The organism is Microbacterium sp. NPDC057741 (assembly GCF_042798735.1).
Lineage (GTDB): Bacteria > Actinomycetota > Actinomycetes > Actinomycetales > Microbacteriaceae > Microbacterium.
Genome location: NZ_JBHVJW010000001.1, coordinates 222,941 through 244,792 on the forward strand (window position 1 = coordinate 222,941; position 21,852 = coordinate 244,792).

Genomic DNA, 21,852 nt, shown 5'->3' on the forward strand with positions numbered 1-21,852 from the left:
GCATGCCCCTCGCACCCTCGGCCCCGGCCTCCGCCGCGTACCGCCTGCCCAACGGGCAGGTGCCGGCACTGGCGGCGCTGCGGCACCCGCGGCTGCTGAGCACCGAGGTGCTCGCGGGCATGGTGACCACGCTCGCGCTGATCCCCGAGGTCATCTCGTTCTCGCTCATCTCGGGCGTCGGGCCGGATGTGGCGCTGATCTCCTCGGTCACGCTGGCCATTGCGATGTCGTTCCTCGGCGGACGGCCGGCGATGGTCTCGGCCGCGGCAGGATCTGTCGCACTGGTCATCGCCCCGATGGTCGCCGCGCACGGGACCGAGTACGTGCTGCCGACGGTTCTGCTCACCGGCATCCTGCAGGTGCTGTTCGGTGTGTTCGGTCTCGCGCGACTGGTCCGCTACATCCCGCGCTCGGTCATGATCGGGTTCGTGAACGCGCTCGGCGTGCTCATCTTCCTGGCGCAGGTCACGCACGTGATCGACGTGCCGTGGATGGTGTATCCGCTGTTCGCCGTGACGATCCTCATCGTCGTCCTGCTGCCGAAGCTGACCACCGCGGTGCCCGCACCGCTGGTCGCGATCGTGGTCGTCACGGCCGCGGCGATGATCTTCGGGCTGGGCGTGCCGACGGTCGGCGACGAGGGCTCCGTGAGTGGCGGGCTGCCGGGCCTCACGCCGTGGACGGTGCCCTTCGACCTCGACACGCTGCAGGTCATCCTGCCCACCGCCGTCGGTGCGGCGCTGGTCGGACTGCTGGAGAGCCTGCTCACGGCGAAGCTCGTCGACGACCTCACCGACAGCCGCTCGTCGAAGTCGCGCGAGTCGTGGGCGCTCGGTGTCGCGAACATCCTCGCCGGGTTCTGGGGCGGCGTCGCCGGCTGCGCGATGATCGGCCAGACGGTCGTCAACGTGCAGCTCGGGCGGGCGCGCAGCCGCGTCTCGACGGTGATCGCCGGGCTGTTCCTGCTGCTGCTCGTGGCGGTGCTCTCGCCAGTGATGGCGGCGATCCCGATGGCCGCACTCGCCGCGGTGATGATGATCGTGGCGCTGCGCACGATCGACTGGCACAGCATCAGGCCTGCGACGCTGAAGCGGATGCCACTCTCGGAGACGATCGTGATGCTCGTCACGGTCGCCGTGGTCGTCGCGACCGGGAACCTCGCAATCGGGGTGGGTGTCGGCGTGCTGCTGGCGCTCGTGCTGTTCGCTCGTCGGATCGCGCACGTGATCTCCGTCGAGCGGGAGCTCAGCGATGACGGGTCCGTCGCCCACTACCGCGTGCTCGGGCCGCTGTTCTTCGCGTCGAGCAACGACCTCGTGGATCGGTTCTCGTACGTCGACGATCCGGACCGGATCGTGATCGATCTGAGCGGCTCGCACGTCTGGGACGCCTCCAGCGTCGCTGTGCTCGACGCGGTCGAGACGAAGTATGCCGCGCACGGTGCGAAGGTCGAGCTCATCGGGCTGAACGCGCACAGCCGCGCCTTCCACGGTCGGCTGACGGGCTCCCTCGACGGCTCCGCATGAGACGGGGCGCCGGGTGCCGCAGCATCCGACGCCCCGTTCGGGGCGGTCCTGGGACTCAGACCACCATCTCGCCGTTCTTGGCGACGACCCTGCCACCGCGCAGGATGTAGTCGCGCCTCGGCTGGTCGATGACGACCTGCGGGATGTTCTCGCCGTCGATGATCATCATGTCGGCGGGGGAGCCGACCTCGAGAGTCGCGTGCGCGAGCCCCATCACGTCGGCGCCGCCGGTGGCAGCGAGGTCGAAGCCGCGCTCCAGGTCCTCATCCACGCGGGCGCCGCTGACGAAGCCGAGTATCCAGGTGCGGTGCAGCATGTCGGCGTTGCCGTAGGGGCTCCAGTTGTCGCGGATGCCGTCCGAACCCAGGCCGACGGGGATGCCGCGCTCGCGCAGCTTCTTGAACGGCAGCAGACCGCTGCGCGGCGCGACCGTCGTCAGCGTGACGTTCAGCGCCGCGATCTCCGCGGCCAGCTCGTCCTGCACCGCCGGGGTCTGGCTGGGGATCGCGAATGCGTGGCTGATGTTGACCTGGCCGTCGGTGAGCCCCGCGGCCCGGGTGCGGGCGAGGATGTCCCGCAGCGAGTGCAGACCCATCTCGCCGCTCTCGTGCAGGTGGATGTCGATGCCAACGCCGTGCCTGGTGGCGATGCCGAACACGGCGTCCAGCTGCTGGGTCGCGAACTCGGCTCCGTCGAAGGCGGTCGGGTCGATGCCGCCGACGAAGTCGATCACGCCGTCGCGGGCGGCCTTGTCCAGCAGGTCGATGGTGCCGGGGGCGACCATGACGCCCTGCTGCGGGAACCCGACGATCTGCATGTCCAGGATGCCGCGCAGCTTCTCCTGCGCCGCGCGCATGCCCTCCACCTCGGACAGCCCGTACGCGGGTGCGACGTCGCCGTGCGCGCGGACACCGCGGGTTCCGGTGGCCACCGCGTGGCGCAGCAGGCCCAGCGCTCGCTCCGCGGTCGGCTTCGTGAGCCCCTTGGCGAACTCGATGTCGCCGGCGGCGACCTCCTTGGTACCCGACGCCGGCTTCCGGCTCTGCCACTTCTCGCCCCAGCCGGTCTTGGCCGGATGGATGTGCGCGTCGATGAGCGTGGGGAGGGCGAGACGGCCGCGGCCGTTGATCTCGAAGACGCGGGTGCCGCGGGGAACGCGGTCGACGAGCACGCCGTCGTGGCAGATCAGGTCGCGGGCGGCGCCGCCGAACGGCCGCACGTTGCGGAGGACGACGGCCTCCGCGTCCTTCGGCCCCTTGGTGTCGGAGCCGTGGCCGCTCGCCGCGGCCGGTGCGGCTCCGAGCAGGCCGGCGCCGGCGGTGGCCACGGCGATCGCTGCGCCGCCCTGCAGCAGCTGCCGGCGCGATGCCTTCATCTCGGCGGGGGTGTTCACGGTCTGGGGATCCGTGTTCTCCATCGTTCTCTCCTCATACTTCGTCGTGTGAAATGGTCGACCGGATTACGATTTGGTATACCGGACGCCGTGACGCACAACGATAGCCGCGATCCTCGAGGGGTGCACGCCCGACACCCCTCGGCGAGGACCCATTGCGCTCGCGCGCCGTCCGGGCAAGGATGTTCTGCGTTGCGTGCAGAATGAGGGACGATGGCGTTTGCAGTGAGGCGGGCCGGTCAGCATGCCGGTCGGCTGACGCTGGTCGGCCTCGTCGTGGCCCTGGTCGTCGTCGGCATCGGCGGTCTGGACGTGGTCGCCGAGCGGATGCTGCAGGACGGCGCGGCCCGCATGATGACCGATGCCGAGCCCGATGCGCGCACCGTTCGCGTGGTCGCCGACGAGGCGTCGGATGCTGCGAAGCAGGATGCCGCAGTGCGCGATGCGATCGCCGCCGCGTTCGACGGGTCGGACATCGTCGTGGCGCGCCAGGTCAGCGCGGACGTGCCGGCGGCGAGTGGCGGCGATCGGTTCGACATAGGGCTGCTCGATGACGAACGGGTGCCGAGGCTCGCGACCCTCGCCGAGGGGGGCTGGCCGAAGAGAGCCGACGAGGTCGCGCTCTCCGCAGCGGCGGCCGACAGAGCGCACCTCGGCGTCGGCGACACGATCGTCCTCTCCGACCCGACCGTGCTGAACGGCGCGGCAACGGAACTCACCGTTGTGGGCACCTGGACCCCTCACGACGCCACCGATCCGGCGTGGCACGGCGACCCATCCGTCGTCTCCGGAGAGACCGATGACGTGATCGGCCCGGCGCTCGTCGCTGCCGGCGCGCTGACCGAGCTTCCCGATCCGCCTCTCGTGACGTGGGAGGTCTCGCCCGACGGCACTGCCCTGGCCGCAATCCCCGGACTGCAGGCCGGGGTGCGCGCCATGCCGGACGTGCCTGCGTCCGTCGATCCCGACCACGAATACAACATGGACATCGCTGGATCGCTCGGCGCGACCCTGCAGCGCCAGGCCCTCGCGGTCGCCGGCACCAGAGGGCTGCTCGTGGCGCCGTTGCTGATCATCGCCCTGCTCGGCGCTCTGGTGCTGGGAGTCGTGCTGTTCACACTGTCAGCGGCTCGAACGGAGGAGCTCGCCCTGCTGCGTGCGCGTGGGGCATCCGGACGGCGTCTGGCGCTCGGCGCGGCATCCGAAGCGGCGCTCCTCGCTGCGGCGGGAGCCCTGCCGGCCATGGCGGTGCTCGCGATCTTCGGGGGCGTGACGATGACGATCGTGCTGGTCGCCATCGGCGCAGTCGTGTTCCCCGCCGTGGTCGCGATGCTGTTCGCCCTGCGTGTCGCCGGCACCGCAGACGGCGCGCATCCGGTGCGCAGCGATGCCGGGATGCGCACGCTTCCGGCGCTCATCCTGCCCGCGCTCGTCGCCGTCGCCTTCGCGGCGCTGGCCACCTGGCAGCTGTTCGCCGAGGGGGCGGTGCTGCGTCCGGACGGCAGCACGGACGCGCTGGCGGCGACCGCTCCTGCGCTCCTCATCATCGCCGCGTGCGCGCTCGTTCCTGTGCTCGCGGCCCCCATCGCAGCGCTCCTGGAGCGACTGCTGCGCGCAACCCGGGGAATCGCGCCGATCCTGCCGCTGCGACAGATCGCACGCCGCATCGGTGGCACCGCCGTCGCGATCCTGTGTCTCGCCCTCGCGGCGTCCTCGGCGGCGCTCGCGGTCGCCGCGCCGGTGGTGGCATCCGCCGCTGAGCAGCGCAGCCTCGACGCGGCGCTGGGCGGTGATGTCCGGATGATCGCGGATGGCGGGCTGGACGTCACAGCCGCCGAAGCCGGCGCCTGGAAGGACGTGACCTCCGCGTCCGACATCCTGCGCACCCCGCTCGCCGTCGGAGCGGACACGGTCGACCTTCTCGCGGGCCCCTCGGAGGCTCTCGGCCTCGATGGGCCGATCGACGCCGGCTCCGGCGGCATCGTCGGCGCGGAGATCACGCGGAGCCTCGCCGATCGCCTGGGTGCGCGTGTCGGAACGGTCTTCACCGCGCAGGTGCGCTTCGCCGCGCAGCCGGTCTCGATCAAGGTCGCAGGAATCGTCGACTCCTTGCCCGGCGTGGGGACGGACTGGGGAGTCGCCACGGATCCGGCGGAACTGGTGGCAGCGGGCGTCGAACTCGCTCCCGACGAGCTCTGGCTGCGCAGCGACGACCCCGCGGAGACCGCCGACCAACTGCGTGTGCAGGCGACGCATCCTGTGCGCATCCTCACCGCGGCGCAGGTGAGCGCGACGCCGGCGACGGCGGTGGCGCCCGCCGTGCTCGCGGCCGGCGCGCTGATCGCCGCCGTGCTGGGTGTCTTCGGATTCGTCGCGGCGTCCTCCGCGATGTCGGGCTCGCGTCGAGAGGAGCCGATGGTGCTGCGCGCTCTCGGACTTCCGCGATCGCGGCAGCGCGCGCTGCGCGCCGGCGAGACGATCGGCGTCGCCGTGTACGCGGTGCTCGCCGGGGCGGCGCTGGGCGCGGTCGTCGCGGTCACGGTGCTGCCGGTGATCCTGGGGGCGGGATCATGAGCGTCCGTACACCGGTGGCCGTGCGCGGCGCGTTCACGACGCCGACGCTGTCGATGTTCATCGTCGTGGTGATCGCCGTGCTGTCCTATCTCGGCGTCGCCGCCCCCGCGCTTCTCGCCGAGGGACGCACCGCCACCCTGCAGCGTGAGATCGCATCGCTTCCGGCACTCGCGCAGTGGCCGTCGGGGACGATGCCGGGGGTGCCGGTGTTCGGCAGCGGCTCCGATCCGGAGACCGGCGTCTGGGGCACCACCCTGAACCGCCTCGAACAGTACCGTGAGGGTCAGCCGCAGCCGCTGCGCGATCTGCTGGGCACTCCGCGGATGACGGTCGGGCATGACGCAGAGCCGACATTCGATCGCGATCCGCGTCGTGCGGCGCCCGCACCCATGAACAAGGTCTCGCTGGTCTCCGATCCCGGGTTCGTGGACCGCTCCGAGCTCGTCGAGGGGCGGATGCCGGAGCTCACCGATCCTGCGGACGGCATCGAGATCGCCCTCACCGACACGATCGCCGATCAGCTGGACTGGAAGGTCGGGACTCCGCGTGTCTGGGACGACGATTTCACGGTGATCCTGACCGGCATCGTCACGCCGTCGGCGCACGACAGGGGAGACTGGCCGTTCATCGGAGGCTCAGTGGACCCGCTGATCGAGACCAACGCCAACGGCGACCGCATCCTCGTCGTGGCCGGGTTCATGCACGTGGACGAGGTCACGAAGCTCACCGACCTCATCCGCGACATCAAGCTCAGCTCCTGGATGCCGTTCGACACGGACGCGATCGAGGCCGACACCGCCCCGAAGGTCTCGGCGCAGCTCCGGCTGATGGCCGCGGAGCCGGTCGCCATCCCGATGGACGTCGACGCGTTCTTCAATCGGGGTCTGCCGCTGCGCTCCGGACTGCCGCAGGCGATCGACGTCGGCATGGCGCGCGCGGATGCGATGACACCGGTCGTCACCGTCGCCGTGGTCGGACCGATCGTGGTCGCGCTGGTCGTGCTCGCCCTGGTCAGCCGCCTGATCGCGGTGCGCAGGGTCGCCTCGGCGCGGGTGCTGCAGGCGCGCGGCGCTTCCAGGGGGAGCCTGATCAGGATGCTCGGGGGAGAGGGGGCCGTGCTGGGCGTGCTCGGTGCGGCGATCGGTGCCGGTGCGGCCGCCGTCCGGCCGGGATGGGTCGGCGCCTGGGTGCTGTGCGTACCTGCGATCCTCGCCGTGGTACCCGCCGTGACCCTGCCGTGGAGCACGCTCGTCGACGTCGAGCGGCGCGGCCGCAGCGATCTCGGCCAGACCGGGCGCAGTGGCCTCGTCCGGCTCGGCGCGGAGGCGCTGATCCTGGTGCTGACCGCGGTGCTCGCGGCTCTCATCCTCGCGCGCGGTGGTGCGGAGGGCGCAGACCCCCTGCTGCTCGCACTGCTCGTACTGCTCGGAGCCTGCGGCAGCATCTTCGCCCTGCGTCTGCTGCCGCTGCTCCTGCAGGCGGCCGAGAACCGCGGTCGACGCGAGGCGGGACTCACGGGGCTGCTCGGTCCGGCGCGCGCCCGCCGCGACGCGGTGGTGCGGACCGCTCCTGTGTTCGCGGTCGTGGTCGGACTGGGCGTGGCGGTCTTCGCGGTCGCCTTCGCCGCGACCGTGTCGAGCGGGATCGTGCGTGCCGCGGAGGCGGGAGTCGGTGCCGACCTGCGGATCACGAGCGCGTACATCACTCCGGAGTCCGTGGACCGGGTGAAGGACATCGACGGGGTGGCCGCGGTGGCCGGTGTGAGCGGCGGATCGAGCGTGGAGGTCACCACAGGCAGTCACACGGCGCAGACGCGCGTGTACGCGCTGGACCGGGATGACTTCGCGGCGGTGCAGCGAGGATCGGAGGCCGCGATCCCTCTCCCTGCCACGCTCGACGGGTCTTCAGACGATGCGATCCCCGTCGTCGTGTCCCGAAAGCTCCTGGACATCCTCGGCGTGGACGACACGCGCGGGCTCGAGCTGGAGGTGTACGGCACGCCTGTGCGGGTGGTCGGCATCGCGCCGTCGCAGGTGCCCTTCGGCACCGCTGAGCAGTGGGTGATCGTCGACCGGGACCACGCCTTTGATCTCGGCCAGCGGGCGACCGGCGTGATGCAGCTGTACGTGGCGGTCGACCCCGGCGCAGACCCGGAGACGGTCGGCGAAGCGGCGGTCGAGGCGCTCGGCGGGGATGCCGCGTTCCAGACGCCCGAGCAGGTGGCTGCGACGCGGATGGCTGACCCCGGATACCGGGTCGTGCAGGGGGCGCTGCTCGCGGCGAGTGCCGTCGTGGCGGTGCTGCTGGCGGTGGCAGTGGTCGCGATGCTCCTGCTGGGCGCGCCGTCCCGCGCGCGGATGCTGGCGATCCTGCGCACGCTCGGCCATTCGAGACGCGGAGCTGGCCGGCTCGTGGCCTGGGAGGTCGCGCCGGCGCTGCTGCTGGCGGTGCCGTTCGGCGTGGGGGCCGGGATCGCGATGGCGGTGCTGGTGATCCCGCAGCTGGATCTGCGCGGCTTCGTGGGTGGCCCCACGCAGCCACCGGTCGAGTTCGGCGGGGCGTGGCTGCTGCTGGCGGTGCTCGGGTTCGCTCTGCTCGCGACCGTTGCGGTCGTGGCCGCGACGGCGCTGGCGTCGCGGCTCGGCACCGGGACGGTGGTCCGTGCGGACGATGAGCAGGACTGATGATGACAGGAGTGCCGGACATGACTGACGGAGCGATCGTGTGCGAGGGTCTCGTGCGGATCTTCACCGCGCAGGGGGTCGAGGTGCAGGCGCTGCAGGGCCTGGAGCTGCGGATGGCGACCGGCGAGATGGTCGCCCTGGTGGGGGCCTCCGGGTCGGGGAAGAGCACACTGCTCGGCATCCTCGCGGGCCTCGACCGGCCGACAGCCGGGTCGGCGCGCGTCGCCGGGCACGACCTGGTGACCATGAAGGGCGCGGAGCGGCTGGAGTACCGCCGCAGCAGCGTCGGGTTCGTCTGGCAGCAGTCCGCGCGCAACCTCCTGCCGTACCTGTCGGCGAGGGAGAACATCGCGATGGTGCATCAGGTGGCCGGAGTGGTGCCGCGCGCGGAGCGTGCGCGCTTCGGTGACGAGCTGCTGGAGCAGCTCGGCGCGGCCGAGGTGGCTGACAAGCGCCCGGGCGACATGTCCGGCGGCCAGCGGCAGCGTGTGGCGATAGCCGTCGCGCTGGCGAACCGGCCGCGCGTGCTGCTCGCGGATGAGCCCACCGGCGAGCTCGACGAGGTGACCAGCGCCGAAGTGCTCGGCGCGATGGAGACGGTGAACCGCGAGCGCGGGGTGACCACGCTCATCGTGACTCACGATGTCGGGGTGACCGAGCACGTGGAGCGCACGGTGCGGATCCGCGACGGCCGCACCTCGACCGAGACGCTGCGGCGCACCGGGACCGATGAGGAGGGGCGCTCTGTGCGCACCGCGCAGGAGTATGCGGTGCTGGACCGCGCCGGGCGGATGCAGCTTCCGGTGGACTTCGTCTCGGCGCTGGAACTGCGTGAGCGTGTGAAGCTCACCCTCGAGCCTGATCACGTGCGGGTGGCCCCCGTGCAGGACGACCCAGGGCAGGACGATCCGGTGCCCGACGTGCCGGGGGAGGAGGCGTGATGAGCACGGTGCTGCAGGCCGAGTCGCTGTCGCGGGTGTTCCCGAGCCCGGGCGGCGATGTGACAGCGGTCAGAGAGGCCGACCTGTCCATCGCGGCGGGGGAGCTGGTCGTCGTGGCAGGCCGCTCCGGCGCCGGCAAGACCACGCTCCTGACGATGCTCGGCGGACTGGACCACCCCACCTCGGGTCGGGTGCTCGTGGACGGTGCCGATCTCGCGGATCCCCGCACCGATGTCGCCGCGCTGCGCGGTGCGCGGATCGCGTCGATCTTCCAGACCTCGGGGCTGATCCCCGTGCTCTCCGCCGCGGAGAACGTCGAGGTGCCGCTGCGCATCCGTCGAACCGACCCCGCTGAGCGCGATCGTCGGGTGGCGGAGGCGCTGCGCGATGTCGGTCTCGAGGATCACGCGCGCCAGCGGCCGGGGGAGCTCTCCGGAGGGCAGCAGCAGCGCGTGGGCATCGCCAGGGCGCTGGTCATGGCGCCGGGCATTCTGCTCGCGGACGAGCCGACCGCGCAGCTCGACAGCGAGACCGGCGCGCAGATCATGGACCTCATCGCCAGCCTGGTGCACCACCGCGGCACGGCCGCGATCGTCGCGACCCATGATCCGGCGATGATCGCGCGCGCGGATCGCGTGCTCGACCTGCATGACGGAGTGCTGCGCCGACGCGAGCGCTGAGTCTGTTCAGGCGTCCTCGGCGAGGCCGATGACGATCCCTCCGGGCCCGCGGAAATAGCAGAGTCCCACGAGGCCGCGGTAGTCCACGACCTCGTCGAGCACCTCGCCTCCGAGCGGGCGCAGGCGGCTGATCGTCTCGTCGAGATCGTCGACGGCGAACATCACCCGGTGGAAACCGAGCGTGTTCGGGATCGCGGGCTCCCCGCCGAGCAGGGCGGGTGCGTGATAGGTGGCGAGCTCGATTTTGCCGGAGGTGCCGGGGATGCGCATCATCGCGATCTCCGATCTCATCCCGCGAAGGCCGACGACCCGCTCCGCCCACTCGCCCTCGATCAGCTGCCGCCCCTCCAGCTCCATGCCGAGCACGGTGAAGAACTCGACGGCGGCGTCGAGGTCGTCCACGACGATCCCGACGTTGTCCATGCGCATGATTGCCATATCGGCCACGCTACGCGGGGGAGAGGATCAGCGGAACCGCACAGGGAACAACTCGGTGCGTGCGATCGCGGCATCGCGGCGTGCAGTGAGCACGGTCCGGCGAGGATCGGCCAGGTAGGAGTCCAGGGCTGCCTGAGACGGGAACCGGTACAGCTGAACCTCGTCAGGATGCGGGGCGGTGCCGGCGCTCGCGGCCCGCTGCACGACCTCACCGCCGTGCTCCGGCACGAGGGAGAGCACGGCGTCCTCGTACGCGGTCAGCTCGGCCGACCGACCCTCCACCGCCCACAGCAGACAGCAGAGCAGGACCTCCTGCTCAGGCATGGGCTGCACCACCGGCTGCCTCCTTGCGCAGGTGGACGAGATCGACGCCGGCATGCAGCGGCTCTCGGCGTGTGACGACGTAGCCCTCTCGCTCGTACAGTCGGATGTTGGCCTCGCTGAGGTGCCCCGTGAACAGTTCGAAGACGCTCGCCCCGCTGGCCTCCTCGGCGGCCCGCAGCAGCTGCGTGCCCAGACCTCGTCCCTGCATGTCGGGTGCGATGGTCAGCCGGCCGATGTGCGCGACCCCGCCCTGCATCGTCCAGCGCACGGCACCGATCAGCCGGCCGTCCATGCGCGCGCCGATGCCGGCGCCGCGCAGCTCCTGCTGGACGTCCGCCAACGGCTGCGTCAGCGCCGGCAGGTAAGGGTCGCGGTAGATCTGCGCCTCGGTCGCATAGGCGGCGCGCTGCAGGGTCATCACCTCGCCCGCGGCATCCGGGGTGAGCGGAGCGAACGCGATCGTCGAGGCCATGGCAGGGAGCCTAGCGGCCCCCTGCTCGGCCGAGGCGGATCATGACGGCTGTGCTCAGCGCAGCCCCTCGGCGTTCGGCACGACCTGCGCGTAGACGTCTCCGATGGCCGCGAGTGCACCGCGGTGCAGGTCGGCCGCGGCGACCTCTCCCGCCGCCGACGGCAGCGCCCTCGTCGCGCAGGCGTCCGCCACGACCGTGACGCGGTTGCCGCGCAGGAAGGCGCCCTCCGACGTGAAGGTCACGCACATGTGCGTCATGAACCCGACGACGATGACGTCCGTGTTGCCCGTGGCGTCGACCCGGTCGCCGAGGTCGGTGCCGACGAAACCGTTCGGCGCGGACTTGACGACCACGGGCTCTCCCACGAGCGGGGCGACACGCTCATGGATCGCGCCGATGTCCGCACGGATGTCGTACGGGCTGCCCTCGCCTCCGTCGTGCTGGACGTGGATGACCTTCGCGCCCTCGCGTCGTGCGCGCTCGAGCAGCGCCGCAGCGGCATCCAGAGCCTCGGACCAGCCCTCCAGCTCCATGACGCCCTGCGTGTAGGTGTTCTGGTAGTCGACGAGGATCACCGTCGAATCGGCGAGGACCGCCGGGGCGTGGGCTTCGCCGTCGAGTTCGCGCAGGGGAGTGGCCATCGTGAGGTCCTTTCGAAGGGAAGAGCCCCATTTCGCGGGGCACGTTCTACGCTAGGAGTGGCGCGGCATGTCGGCAATGTCATGCAAGCCGCAGAAACCGACATTCTGAGGAGCATCCATGATCCGCCGCCTGATCGTCGTCACGGTGTTCGACGGCGTCGACCTGCTCGACGTCACAGGACCGGCCGAGGTCTTCTCGCTGCTGGAGCGGGAGATGAGCGAACCCACCGGCTACGAGGTCTTGCTCGTCGCCGAGACGTTGGAGCCGGTGGTCACCTCCGCCGGCGTGCGCGTGCTGCCGGATGCGACGTTCGACGACATCGCCGGCCGCCGGGTCGACACGCTCATCGTTCCCGGCGCGGTCGCGCGCGACGCCGTGGGGGTGCGCGCGGTCGTCGACCCCGCGATCGTGCGGCGGGTGCGGATGCTGGCGCCGGGCACCCGCCGGGTGGCATCCGTGTGCGTGGGTGCGCACGTCCTCGCCGCGGCCGGGCTGCTGGACGGCCTGCGCGCGACGACGCACTGGTCGACCGCCGCGCAGCTCGCCGCAGAGCATCCGGAGGTGACTGTGGATGCAGACCCGATCTTCATCCGGGAGGGCGGGATCTGGACCGGAGCCGGGCTGACCGCCTGCCTGGATCTCAGCCTGGCGCTCGTCGCGGAGGACTTCGGCCAGGACAGCGCACTTCGCGTGGCGCGGCAGCTCGTGATGTACATGAAGCGGCCCAGCGGCCAGAGTCAGTTCAGCGTCTCGCTGGGCACCGCGTCCAGCACACCGCGGATCGATGAGCTGCGCCACCACATCGCCACCCACCTGAGGCGGCCCCTGACCGTGCCCGAGCTCGCGGCCAGAGCGCACGTGAGCGATCGCCAGCTCACGCGCATCTTCAAGACCGAGCTGCGCATGACCCCGGCGGCCTATGTCGAGACCGCGCGGGTGGAGATGGCGCGCAACCTCCTCGAGACGGGTGACGACACGCTGCAGCGCGTCGCCGTCGACTGCGGCTTCGGCACCGTCGACACGCTGACAAGGGCGTTCCGCCGTCGGATCGGGGTCACGCCGTCCGACTACCGGGCGCGGTTCCAGGTCTCTCCGTCGTCGGCGCACTGACGGCCGAGGACCGCCCCACGGTCGTTCGCATCACCCAGCGCCACTTCGCGATCCGACGATCGCGCGTGAAGCCGAACTCCTCGAACAGGCTCTCCGGGCCGGTGTGGAAGTAGGCGCCGCGCTGCGGGTCGCGCTCCGTGTCCTGCTCCGGGTACGCCTCGACGGTTCCTCCGCCGGCATCCTCGATCGCGGCGATGACCCCGGCGACGGCCGTGCGGGCAACACCCGTGCGGCGGTGTCTGCTGCCGGTGAAGATGCACCCGATCCGCCAGTCCGGCAGGGCGACGAGCCCGCTCTCGTAGGTCTTCTGATTCTTGATGCGGGCGATCTCGGCCGGGCTGCCGAACTGGCACCAGCCCACGCACTCCTCGCCGTCGTAGACGAGCATCTGGTGCACGACTCCGTTTCGCACGAGCGCCTGCTTGTTCACCCGGTTGGCTCCTCGGGTCTTCTGATCGAGACCCTCCGGATGGAAGCCCATGCACCAGCAGCCGCCCCATACGCCATTGTTCGCCTCTACGAGCTCGGCGAAGTCGTCCCAGGACTCGGTGCTCAGCAGGCGCGTGCGGTACCTCTCGGAGGTGTGCTCATCGGCCAGGGTCCGATCCTCGCACCATGGCGATGCGTCGTCCACGCCCTGCACGAGAGAACTTCTACGGGGCGTAGAATTGCGGGGTGAGTCGACAGCCGGTCGTGAATGATCCCTGGGTGAGTGAAGCCCGACGCTCGGCCGCGGCGGCGCCCGCCCCCCGCCCCGACCTGGGACCCGCCCCTCGCGGCGCTCTGTACGGCCTCGGCCTGTTCGCCGCGCTGCGCGGGCTCGGCCTGGTGCTGATCGCCGAGGCCGTGGCGCGCGGCATCGCCGCCCTCGCGGGTGGCGGTCTCGACGAGCGCGCCACCCGAACCGTCGTCCTCCTGGGCGCGGTGGGCGTCGTGCTCCGCGTCGGCGGTGAGTGGGCCACCGCCGTGCTCGCCCGTCGCATCGCCACCGCGGTCAAACTCGACCTGCGCTCCCGTCTCTGGCGGCGCCTCGCCGAGGGCGGGGAATCGGGTGGGGGCACAGCTGTGCTGGCCGCCGACGGCCTTGATGCGATCGACGACTACTACGTGCAGTCGGTTCCGGCGATGATCTCCGCAGCCGTGGTGCCGATCATCGTCGGCCTTCGGATCCTCGGAGCCGACTGGGTGAGCGCACTGGTCGTCGTGCTGACCCTGCCGCTGGTCCCGCTGTTCATGGTGCTGATCGGCAAGCGCACCCAGCAGCGCACGGATGCCGCGCTGACCGCACTCACCCGACTCGCCGATCATCTCGCCGAGCTGGCCCGCGGCCTTCCGGTGATCGTCGGCCTCGGCCGCGTGCGAGAGCAGACCCGCGCCCTCGATGCTGTTCAGCGCAAGTACCGCGAGAAGACCGAGGAGACCCTGCGCTGGGCGTTCCTGTCCGCGCTCGCGCTGGAGCTGATCGCGACCCTGTCGGTGGCGGTGGTCGCCGTGCTTCTCGGCATCCGCCTGCTGAACGGCACGATGGAGCTCGAACCGGCCCTGATCGCGCTGATCCTTGCGCCGGAGTGCTTCCTCGCGCTGCGGGAGATGGGCGCCGCGTTCCACGCCTCGCAGGACGGACTTTCCGCGTTGGGACGTGCACGTGAGATCCTCGCGCGCCCGGCGCGGCACGATGCACGTCGCTCCGTCGGCGGGCCGGTGCGGCTGCGGGGAGTCTGCGTCCAGTACGCAGGACGCTCGGAGGCTCTGCTCGACGGCGTCTCCGCCACGCTCGCGGGCATCACGGCGGTCACGGGACCGAGCGGCGCAGGCAAGTCGACCCTGCTCGCCGCGCTGGCGGGCACGCTCCCGGCGGATGCCGCGACAACCGGCACGATCACCGGTGTGAGCGCCGACGAGGTCGCATGGGCGCCGCAGGCGCCGCAGTTCTTCGCCGCCACGCCGCGTGCGGAGCTCGCCCTGTTCGGAGCGGGGACCGAGGTGCTCGACGAGCTCGCGCTCGGATCGCTCGCCGATGCCGCCACCGCCGAGCTCAGTCCGGGTGAGCAGCGCCGTCTGACCGTGGCCCGTGCGCTCGCGAGAGTCGATCAGGGGGCGCGGCTGCTGCTGCTCGACGAGCCCACCGCGCATCTGGACCGCGACGCCGCCGATCTCGTCCGCGCCGCGGTGCTGCGCCGCGCGCGACGCTGTGTCGTCGTCCTGGCCACCCACGAGCCAGAGACCCTCGCTCTGGCGGAGTGGCGGATCGCGCTTCGCAGCGCGGCTCCCGCGCAGGCAGAGGTGCCGGATGGACATGACTCGCCCGCTGCCTCTGCGGCATCCGCGGTTCCCGATGCGGATTCCGTGCAGCTGGCCGAGCGGGCGCAGGTCGGTGCCGGGCTCACCCTGCGGTCGCTGCTGCGTCCGAACCGCTGGATCTGGACGGGCTCGATCCTGCTCGCCGCGTTGACCGCCGGGTTCGGGATAACGCTGACGGCGCTGTCCGGCTGGCTGATCGTGCGGGCCAGTGTCGAGGAGTACATCATGTACCTCCTGGTCGCCATCGTCGGCGTGCGGGCGTTCGGCATCGGCCGGGCGGTGAGTCGCTACGCGGAGCGCCTGGTCACGCATCGAGCGACCCTGCGTGTGGTCGACGCGCTGCGGCTGAGGCTGTGGGACTCGATCGCCGCACGAGGGGCCGGATCGCGCCGCCTGCTCTCCGGCGGCGCGCCGCTGGACTATCTCGTGACGCTGTCCGGCGACCTGCGTGATCAGCTGCCGCGGGTCCTGCCACCGCTCGGCGCCGGCGTGCTGGTGCTGCTGGCGGCGGTGGTGACCACGGGTCTCGTGGCGCCCGAGCTCACCGCTGCGGTGGCGGCGGTGCTCGTGCTCGCCGTCGTGCTGGCCGCACTCCTCGCGCTGTTCTCGGAGCGCCGCGCCGGCGTCGTGCGCGTGGGTGTGCGCTCCGAGATCGTGCGCGGTACCGCGGCCCTCACGAGCGCGGCCGACGACCTGCGCAGCAACGGTGTGGCGGCGGATGCGCTGCGAACGCTCGACGCGAGCGCGGCCGCGCTCGCGACCGCCGAGCGGCGCACGGCCTGGTCGGCAGGGCTCGGCGCAGCCGTCGTGACCGCCGGCGTCACGCTGCTCGGCGTGCTGGTGCCGCTGCTCGCGCCCCAGCTTCCCGCCGACCGCGCCTCGGTGCTCGCGCTGGTCGCGCTCGCGCTGGCCGAGCCGCTGGTCGCCCTCGTCGACGCGATCGGACGGATGCCGGCGCTGCGCGCTCTGATCGCTCGGCTTTCGCCGGTGCTCGAGCCCGCGCCCGCGGTGCCCTGGGGCGCCGCGCAGCTGGACGGCCCGACGCGGGAGCTGGAGCTCGCCGAGGTCGCCATCAGGTACCCCGGCGCGCCCGCGCCCGCTGTCGCCGGCGTCGACGGCCGGGCCGAGCGAGGTCGCTGGCTGGTTCTGGACGGGCCGTCCGGTTCGGGCAAGTCCACGCTGCTCTCCGCGATCATGGGCGCCCTGCCCGTGCAGCACGGCGCGATCCGCGCGAACGGCGCGTCGATCACGACCCTGTCGGAGCGCGCCTGGCGCGATCGGGTGGCGTGGTGCCCGCAGGACGCGTACGTGTTCGATTCGACGATCCGCGGAAATCTGCTCCTCGCGCGCCCGCGTGAGGACGCACCCGACGACGCTGCGCTGCATGCGGCCCTGAGCATGGCGGGGCTGGAGCCGCTCGTGGGGCGCATCGGTCTCGACGCCCGAGTCGGACCTGGCGGCTCCGCACTCTCCGGTGGCGAGCGTCAGCGTCTCGCAGTCGCCCGCGCGCTGCTGACCCGCGCCGATGTCATCCTGCTGGACGAGCCCACGGCACACCTGGATGCGCCGACCGCCGCCGCGATGATGGCCGACATCCGCGCCGCGACAGAGGACCGCATCGTGGTGCTGGTCTCGCACCGCGCGGATGATCGTCGGGCCGGCGACGGCCTCCTGCAGCTGGAACCGGCGGAGTCAGGCCGCCAGCCGGCGGAAGCGGTCACTCACGCGAGGTGAGCCGGAGACTGCGCGTTCGGCTCCGGGAACGCCGTCCGCGCCGACGGCGAGGATCGCTCGGGCGAGCACCTCGTCCCTGACCTCGCGGCGGGCGTGATCGTCGGCGAGCATCTCCACCAGCGCGGCGACATCCGCCTCGGCGCGCGCGGCGATCGGGAACCATGGCAGTGCGGCGCGCCAGGCGCGGAATGCGAGCAGCAGCAGGTCGTGCCGCTGCTCGACGTGCGCCCGCTCGTGTGCGATGACGGCGACGAGCTCGTCGGGATCGAGCCTGTCCAGAAGGCCCTGCGAGAGCACGGTCACCGAACCGGAGCCGCGCGGCAGGCAGTAGGCGACCGGAACGGCGTCGTCGATCACCTGGGTGCGCGCCCTCGTCGGATGCGGTGAGGCCAGCAGCTCGAGAAGTGCCAGGTGGCGACGACGCTGCCGAGTGACCTGAACGACCGTGACGGCCAGATGCGACAGGAGGTAGATCGTGAACGCGATGGCGGGCAGGAGGACGTACCAGGGATGCTGCGGTGCCACGGCGAATCCGCTGAGCGCGAGGGCGCCGATCATCGACAGGCCTCCGGCGAGACCGATCGCCTGCCAGAGGAGCAGGGCGATCACCGGCATCCGGGTCGGCCACGAGGCGCGCGAGAGCGCGACCGGCACCGGCCAGGCGAGGGTGAGCGCGACGAGGCCGAGCATGGCGGCCGCAGCGACGATCGCGGCGTGCGGGATCACGACCGCCCCCGCGAGCGAGGGATCAGCGATCAGCAGGCCGGTCATCAGGGGCATGGTGACCCTCAGGCGCCGCCGGTGAGCAGGCTGCGCAGCACCGCGGCATCCTCCGCCGAGACGCCTCCGACGAAGCGGGCCAGCACGGCACTGCGATCGCCGGATTCGCCGAGCACCTCGTGCATCAGCTCGGCCGTGTGATCCGCCCGGGATGCGACGGCGCGGTAGCGATGAGGGCGCGCCGAACGATCCGAATCGACGAAGCCCTTCTTCTCGAGACGGGACAGCACCGTCAGCAGCGTCGTGGCTGCGAGTGAGCGCCCCTGCCCCTGCAGGACGTCCTGCACGTCATACGCGGTGAGGGAGTCTGCCGAGGAGTCCCAGAGCGCGTCCATGACGGCGCGTTCGAGTTCTCCGAGCGTTCCCATCTCCGGCCTCCTTTTTTCGCGGTCGCTTCATTCTACCCCGAGTCGAAATTGTTCTATGCTGTGTAGAAAGCGTTCTACACAACGTAGAAGGAGATCCGCGTGGACGTGCTCGACATCGCTCGGTGGCAGTTCGGCATCGTGACCGTGTACCACTTCCTGATGGTGCCGCTGACCCTGGGGCTGGGGCTGATGGTCGCGATCATGCAGACCCGCTGGGTGCGCACAGGCGACGAGAAGTTCCTGCGCATGACCAAGTTCTGGGGCAAGGTCTATCTGATCAACTTCATCATCGGCGTGGCGACGGGCCTGGTGCAGGAGTTCCAGTTCGGCATGGCGTGGAGCGAGTACTCCCGATTCGTCGGTGACGTGTTCGGCGCCCCGCTGGCCATGGAGGGCCTGCTGGCGTTCTTCGTCGAGTCGACGTTCCTCGGCATCTGGATCTTCGGCTGGGGACGCCTGCGCAAGGGCCTGCATCTCGCCGCGCTGTGGTGCGCGGTGATCGGCTCGTGGATCTCGGCGTACTTCATCATCGTCGCGAACTCGTGGATGCAGCACCCCGTCGGCGTGGAGCTCGGCGAGGACGGGCGCCCGGTGATGACCGACATCTGGGCGGTGCTCACCAACAACACCGCGATCGCCGCGTACACGCACACGATCCTCGGCGCCCTCGTCGTCGCCGGCATGTTCCTGCTCGCGATCTCCTGGTACCACCTGTGGCGTCGTCGCCACGACGGCATCGACACCGTCGATGAGTCCGGCCGCGTCGTCGTCGGAGAGACGGATGCCGTGCCCGGGCGCGACAAGGTCGACCACGGCGTCTGGATCTGGTCGCTGCGCCTCGGCGCGGTGATAGCGATCGCCGGGTTCCTCGGCACGGTCGTCTCCGGAGACGTGCAGGGCAAGCTCATGTACGAGCAGCAGCCCATGAAGATGGCTGCCGCGGAGGCCGCCTGCCACACGGGCTCGTCCTTCTCGGTGCTCTCTCTGGGCGACCCCGGGTCGAGCGACTGCTCCGATGTCGTCACGCTCATCGAGGTGCCCGGTGCGCTCGGCTTCCTCGGCACAGGGGAGTGGGGCGCAGACATGCCGGGCATCCGTGACCTGGAGCCGAAGTACGTCGACCAGTACGGTGCGACCATCCCGGATGAGGCGATCTACGGCGACCGCGCCGGCAGCGAGGTGCAGTACGTGCCGGTGATGTGGGTGACCTACTGGGGCTTCCGGCTCATGATCGGCCTGGGCGGCATCGTCGCGGCCGGCGCCGTGGTCGCGCTGTGGCTCACCAGGAAGGGCACCGTGCTGCGGTCGAAGTGGATCATGCGCCTCGCGCTGCTCGGCATCGTCGCTCCGTTCGCGGCGAACATCGCCGGGTGGATCTTCACCGAGCTGGGCAGGCAGCCGTTCGTCGTCGCGCCGAACCCGGATGCGACAGGGGTGGACGGAGTGTTCATGTTCACCGCCGCAGCCGTGTCCCCTGGCGTGACCGTGGGAGAGCTGCTGTTCTCGGTGATCACGCTTGCCGCGGTGTACGGCGTGATGCTCGTGATCGAGATGTTCCTGATGGTGAAGTACATCCGCGGCGGTGTCGCGGCGTCTATGCCGGAGCTCGCCTCGCGAGGTCATGATGACGACGACTCCGGCGAACCCGCCTCCGACGACGTCCTGTCCTTCGCCTACTGAGATCTGGAGGAATGACCATGGAACCGCTGCCAGTCATCTGGTTCACCGCGATCGCGGTGCTCTGGATCGGATACCTGCTGCTCGAGGGCTTCGACCTCGGTGTGGGGATGCACATGATCTTCTCGACCCGCAGCGAGCGCGACCGCCGTGTGATGCTGAACACGATAGGTCCGGTGTGGGACGGCAACGAGGTGTGGCTGATCACCGCCGGGGCCGCGCTGTTCGCGGCGTTCCCGGCCTGGTACGCGTCCCTGTTCTCCACGCTCTACGTACCCCTCACGATCACCCTGGTCGGGTTGATCGTGCGCGCGGTCGGCATCGAATACCGCGGCAAGGTGGCGACGCAGCGCTGGCGGGACGTGTGGACGTGGATGATCGGGCTCGGCTCGCTGATCGTGGCGTTCTGCATCGGTGCGGCGCTGGCACTGACCTCGACCGGGCTGCCGATCGACGCCAACGGCGACCGTGTGGGCGGCCCGTTCGTCTGGCTCACGGTGCCGGCTGTGCTGGGCGGTCTCGCGGTGGTGGGCTTCGCACTCGCGCACTCGGCGACGTTCCTGGGGCTCAAAGCCGACGGACCCGTGCGGGAGCGCGCCGGCCGGTTCGCGGCTCGCTGGGCCCCGCTGTGCCTGGTGCCGGCTGCGGTCTGGGCGCTCTGGGTGCAGTTCGAGCACGGCGGCAGCGTGCTGTCGTGGGTGTTCATCGTGCTCGCGGTCGCAGGTGCCGTGTTCGGGTGGGTCTCGGCACGTCGTCGTCGCGAGGGTTTCGCGTTCACCGGCTACGCCGCGTTCGGCCTGTTCGGTGCTGGTGCGGTGTTCGCCGGGATGTTCCCGCTGGTGCTGCCGTCCACCATTGATGCCGCCTTCGACCTGACGGTCTGGAACGCGGCGAACAGCCCTTACACGCTGGGCGTGATGACCGTGGTCGCCGCGGTGGCGCTCCCGGTGATCCTGCTCTATCAGGGCTGGAGCTATTGGATCTTCCGGGCCCGGGTGCGACCTGGGTCGATTCCCGAGGCGCACATCGTGCTGCCGGCGGTGCTGAGGGCGGATGCCCGGTCGACCGGCGGGTCGGGACGAGTAGCCTGAGGGCGTGCGGCGCGTCCGCGCCCACTCGATCTGCGGCCGCTGGATCGCGGCCAGAGGAGGAGTCCGTGATGCGTGCGGTCACTTATGTGAGGAACGACACTGTCGAGATCCTGGACAAGCCGGTTCCGGAGATCCAGCCCGATGAGGTGCTTCTGAAGGTCGGCGGCGCAGGACTCTGCCACTCCGACATCGCGATCATCGGCATGGGTGACGACAACCCGCTGATCGGCGGCACCCTGGGGCACGAGGTCTCCGGGACGGTCGAGAGCCTCGGCGAGGACGTACGGGGATGGCAGATCGGTGACAGGGCACTGGTGGCCCTGATCCTGTCCTGCGGGCAGTGCCGGGAATGCCTGGCCGGTCGGGACAACCAGTGCGAGGTCGCGTATCCGCGCGACGCCCTGGCCCCGCTGTCGCCCGGTATCGGAACTCCGGGTGGCATGGCGGACTACATCGCGGTGAAGGCGCACCACCTCGATCCGATCGGCGATCTCGACCTTGTGGCCGCGGCCCCGCTCGCCGACGCGGCGCTCACCCCGATGCACGCCATCAACACCGTGCGAGATCGCATGGGCGGCGACGCCACCGTGGTGACGATCGGCCTGGGTGGGCTCGGGCACATGGCGCTGCAGATCCTCGCGGCGACCACCGGAGCTCGTATCATCGCCCTTGACACGGACCCCGCGAAGCTCGAGTTCGCTCGCGAGCACGGCGCCGACCTTGCGATCCCGAGCGACGGCGAAGCGGCCACGAGGATCCTCGCCGAGACCGGCGGCGTCGGGGCGGACGTCGTGTTCGACTTCGTCGGTGTGCAGCCGACTGTGGATCTTGCGCTCTCGGTCGTGCGCGGTGGCGGGGCCATCCGGTTCGTCGGACTGGGCAACGGTTCCTTCCCGTACGTCGCGGGCAGCGGGACCCCGCTGCCGTGGGGCGTGAACATCGAGCGCGCCTACGGCGGCACCCGATCCGACATGCGCCAGGCGGTCGCGCTGGCGCGGGCCGGAAAGATCGGCGTCGAGGTCGTGCGGTATTCGCTCGACGATGCCGTGCAGGCGTTCGACGATCTGCATCACGGCAGGATCCAGGGGCGCGCGGTGCTGGTGCCCTGAGGACGGC

Annotated in this window: 18 protein-coding genes; 10 read left to right on the plus strand and 8 right to left on the minus strand. The window is 71.0% G+C overall.

Annotated elements, in window-relative coordinates; all coding sequences use genetic code 11:
• Positions 1 to 2 precede the first annotated feature (2 nt).
• A complete protein-coding gene (locus ACFVDO_RS01065; protein WP_378859138.1) occupies positions 3 to 1,526 on the plus strand; it encodes a SulP family inorganic anion transporter in 1,524 nt (507 codons plus the stop codon).
• 55 nt (positions 1,527 to 1,581) lie between these two features.
• Here the strand turns inward: ACFVDO_RS01065 and ACFVDO_RS01070 are convergent, their stop codons facing one another.
• Positions 1,582 to 2,943 carry an amidohydrolase gene (locus tag ACFVDO_RS01070; RefSeq protein ID WP_378859137.1) on the minus strand — a complete coding sequence of 454 codons (1,362 nt, stop codon included), beginning with the start codon at positions 2,941 to 2,943 and terminating at the stop codon, positions 1,582 to 1,584.
• 189 nt (positions 2,944 to 3,132) lie between these two features.
• Here ACFVDO_RS01070 and ACFVDO_RS01075 point away from each other — a divergent pair, with 189 nt between their 5' ends.
• From ACFVDO_RS01075 to ACFVDO_RS01090, 4 genes are read left to right on the plus strand one after another with little or no spacing between them, the layout of a single operon-like run.
• Positions 3,133 to 5,493 carry a hypothetical protein gene (locus tag ACFVDO_RS01075; protein WP_378859136.1) on the plus strand — a complete coding sequence of 787 codons (2,361 nt, stop codon included), beginning with the start codon at positions 3,133 to 3,135 and terminating at the stop codon, positions 5,491 to 5,493.
• Complete coding sequence (locus ACFVDO_RS01080; RefSeq protein ID WP_378859135.1) at positions 5,490 to 8,177, plus strand: ABC transporter permease; 2,688 nt, start codon at positions 5,490 to 5,492, stop codon at positions 8,175 to 8,177. The genes ACFVDO_RS01075 and ACFVDO_RS01080 overlap by 4 nt, the downstream gene beginning before the upstream one ends.
• Before the next feature lie 20 nt (positions 8,178 to 8,197).
• Positions 8,198 to 9,118, plus strand: coding sequence for an ABC transporter ATP-binding protein (locus ACFVDO_RS01085; protein WP_378859134.1), 921 nt, complete (start codon positions 8,198 to 8,200; stop codon positions 9,116 to 9,118).
• Positions 9,118 to 9,798 carry an ABC transporter ATP-binding protein gene (locus ACFVDO_RS01090; RefSeq protein WP_378859133.1) on the plus strand — a complete coding sequence of 227 codons (681 nt, stop codon included), beginning with the start codon at positions 9,118 to 9,120 and terminating at the stop codon, positions 9,796 to 9,798. Before ACFVDO_RS01085 ends, ACFVDO_RS01090 begins: the two co-directional genes overlap by 1 nt.
• Positions 9,799 to 9,804: 6 nt before the next feature.
• Here the strand turns inward: ACFVDO_RS01090 and ACFVDO_RS01095 are convergent, their stop codons facing one another.
• The 4 genes from ACFVDO_RS01095 to ACFVDO_RS01110 are packed head-to-tail and all read right to left on the minus strand — an operon-like array spanning position 9,805 to position 11,674.
• The gene (locus ACFVDO_RS01095) at positions 9,805 to 10,236 is read right to left on the minus strand and encodes a VOC family protein (RefSeq protein WP_378859132.1); all 432 of its coding nucleotides are present in this window, start codon (positions 10,234 to 10,236) and stop codon (positions 9,805 to 9,807) included.
• A gap of 27 nt (positions 10,237 to 10,263) precedes the next feature.
• Positions 10,264 to 10,560, minus strand: coding sequence for a hypothetical protein (locus tag ACFVDO_RS01100; RefSeq protein WP_378859131.1), 297 nt, complete (start codon positions 10,558 to 10,560; stop codon positions 10,264 to 10,266).
• Positions 10,553 to 11,032 carry a GNAT family N-acetyltransferase gene (locus ACFVDO_RS01105; RefSeq protein ID WP_378859130.1) on the minus strand — a complete coding sequence of 160 codons (480 nt, stop codon included), beginning with the start codon at positions 11,030 to 11,032 and terminating at the stop codon, positions 10,553 to 10,555. The genes ACFVDO_RS01100 and ACFVDO_RS01105 overlap by 8 nt, the downstream gene beginning before the upstream one ends.
• 54 nt (positions 11,033 to 11,086) lie before the next feature.
• Positions 11,087 to 11,674 carry an isochorismatase family protein gene (locus tag ACFVDO_RS01110; protein WP_378859129.1) on the minus strand — a complete coding sequence of 196 codons (588 nt, stop codon included), beginning with the start codon at positions 11,672 to 11,674 and terminating at the stop codon, positions 11,087 to 11,089.
• 118 nt (positions 11,675 to 11,792) lie between these two features.
• Here ACFVDO_RS01110 and ACFVDO_RS01115 point away from each other — a divergent pair, with 118 nt between their 5' ends.
• A complete protein-coding gene (locus ACFVDO_RS01115) occupies positions 11,793 to 12,785 on the plus strand; it encodes a GlxA family transcriptional regulator (protein WP_378859128.1) in 993 nt (330 codons plus the stop codon).
• On the opposite strand, the gene ACFVDO_RS01120 is transcribed toward ACFVDO_RS01115, so the two are convergent.
• Positions 12,730 to 13,419 carry a GNAT family N-acetyltransferase gene (locus ACFVDO_RS01120; protein WP_378859127.1) on the minus strand — a complete coding sequence of 230 codons (690 nt, stop codon included), beginning with the start codon at positions 13,417 to 13,419 and terminating at the stop codon, positions 12,730 to 12,732. The two genes, ACFVDO_RS01115 and ACFVDO_RS01120, sit on opposite strands and share 56 nt — an antisense overlap.
• Before the next feature lie 74 nt (positions 13,420 to 13,493).
• Here ACFVDO_RS01120 and cydC point away from each other — a divergent pair, with 74 nt between their 5' ends.
• Positions 13,494 to 16,820 carry a thiol reductant ABC exporter subunit CydC gene (gene cydC / locus ACFVDO_RS01125; RefSeq protein WP_378859126.1) on the plus strand — a complete coding sequence of 1,109 codons (3,327 nt, stop codon included), beginning with the start codon at positions 13,494 to 13,496 and terminating at the stop codon, positions 16,818 to 16,820.
• Here cydC and ACFVDO_RS01130 read toward each other — a convergent pair.
• A complete protein-coding gene (locus tag ACFVDO_RS01130) occupies positions 16,779 to 17,591 on the minus strand; it encodes a M56 family metallopeptidase (RefSeq protein ID WP_378859125.1) in 813 nt (270 codons plus the stop codon). The two genes, cydC and ACFVDO_RS01130, sit on opposite strands and share 42 nt — an antisense overlap.
• Positions 17,592 to 17,608: 17 nt before the next feature.
• Positions 17,609 to 17,968: a BlaI/MecI/CopY family transcriptional regulator gene (locus tag ACFVDO_RS01135; RefSeq protein ID WP_378859124.1), complete on the minus strand. Its 360-nt coding sequence runs from the start codon at positions 17,966 to 17,968 to the stop codon at positions 17,609 to 17,611.
• A 99-nt stretch (positions 17,969 to 18,067) separates the two neighbouring features.
• Here ACFVDO_RS01135 and ACFVDO_RS01140 point away from each other — a divergent pair, with 99 nt between their 5' ends.
• The 3 genes from ACFVDO_RS01140 to ACFVDO_RS01150 all read left to right on the plus strand — a co-directional run bounded on the left by ACFVDO_RS01140 (position 18,068) and on the right by ACFVDO_RS01150 (position 21,845).
• The gene (locus ACFVDO_RS01140; protein WP_378859123.1) at positions 18,068 to 19,648 is read left to right on the plus strand and encodes a cytochrome ubiquinol oxidase subunit I; all 1,581 of its coding nucleotides are present in this window, start codon (positions 18,068 to 18,070) and stop codon (positions 19,646 to 19,648) included.
• Between the two features lie 17 nt (positions 19,649 to 19,665).
• The gene (gene cydB / locus ACFVDO_RS01145) at positions 19,666 to 20,736 is read left to right on the plus strand and encodes a cytochrome d ubiquinol oxidase subunit II (RefSeq protein WP_378859122.1); all 1,071 of its coding nucleotides are present in this window, start codon (positions 19,666 to 19,668) and stop codon (positions 20,734 to 20,736) included.
• 68 nt (positions 20,737 to 20,804) lie between these two features.
• Entirely contained in the window at positions 20,805 to 21,845 is a 1,041-nt protein-coding gene (locus tag ACFVDO_RS01150; protein ID WP_378859121.1) for an alcohol dehydrogenase catalytic domain-containing protein, read from the plus strand.
• The last annotated feature ends 7 nt before the right edge of the window (positions 21,846 to 21,852 follow it).

What these genes read in the sequence shown, in the direction of transcription:
- ACFVDO_RS01065 (WP_378859138.1), top strand. Translation starts at nt 3, where the DNA reads ATGCCCCTCGCACCCTCGGCCCCGGCCTCCGCCGCGTACCGCCTGCCC.
- ACFVDO_RS01070 (WP_378859137.1), bottom strand. Translation starts at nt 2,943, where the DNA reads ATGGAGAACACGGATCCCCAGACCGTGAACACCCCCGCCGAGATGAAG.
- ACFVDO_RS01075 (WP_378859136.1), top strand. Translation starts at nt 3,133, where the DNA reads ATGGCGTTTGCAGTGAGGCGGGCCGGTCAGCATGCCGGTCGGCTGACG.
- ACFVDO_RS01080 (WP_378859135.1), top strand. Translation starts at nt 5,490, where the DNA reads ATGAGCGTCCGTACACCGGTGGCCGTGCGCGGCGCGTTCACGACGCCG.
- ACFVDO_RS01085 (WP_378859134.1), top strand. Translation starts at nt 8,198, where the DNA reads ATGACTGACGGAGCGATCGTGTGCGAGGGTCTCGTGCGGATCTTCACC.
- ACFVDO_RS01090 (WP_378859133.1), top strand. Translation starts at nt 9,118, where the DNA reads ATGAGCACGGTGCTGCAGGCCGAGTCGCTGTCGCGGGTGTTCCCGAGC.
- ACFVDO_RS01095 (WP_378859132.1), bottom strand. Translation starts at nt 10,236, where the DNA reads ATGGCAATCATGCGCATGGACAACGTCGGGATCGTCGTGGACGACCTC.
- ACFVDO_RS01100 (WP_378859131.1), bottom strand. Translation starts at nt 10,560, where the DNA reads ATGCCTGAGCAGGAGGTCCTGCTCTGCTGTCTGCTGTGGGCGGTGGAG.
- ACFVDO_RS01105 (WP_378859130.1), bottom strand. Translation starts at nt 11,032, where the DNA reads ATGGCCTCGACGATCGCGTTCGCTCCGCTCACCCCGGATGCCGCGGGC.
- ACFVDO_RS01110 (WP_378859129.1), bottom strand. Translation starts at nt 11,674, where the DNA reads ATGGCCACTCCCCTGCGCGAACTCGACGGCGAAGCCCACGCCCCGGCG.
- ACFVDO_RS01115 (WP_378859128.1), top strand. Translation starts at nt 11,793, where the DNA reads ATGATCCGCCGCCTGATCGTCGTCACGGTGTTCGACGGCGTCGACCTG.
- ACFVDO_RS01130 (WP_378859125.1), bottom strand. Translation starts at nt 17,591, where the DNA reads ATGACCGGCCTGCTGATCGCTGATCCCTCGCTCGCGGGGGCGGTCGTG.
- ACFVDO_RS01135 (WP_378859124.1), bottom strand. Translation starts at nt 17,968, where the DNA reads ATGGGAACGCTCGGAGAACTCGAACGCGCCGTCATGGACGCGCTCTGG.
- cydB (WP_378859122.1), top strand. Translation starts at nt 19,666, where the DNA reads ATGGAACCGCTGCCAGTCATCTGGTTCACCGCGATCGCGGTGCTCTGG.
- ACFVDO_RS01150 (WP_378859121.1), top strand. Translation starts at nt 20,805, where the DNA reads ATGCGTGCGGTCACTTATGTGAGGAACGACACTGTCGAGATCCTGGAC.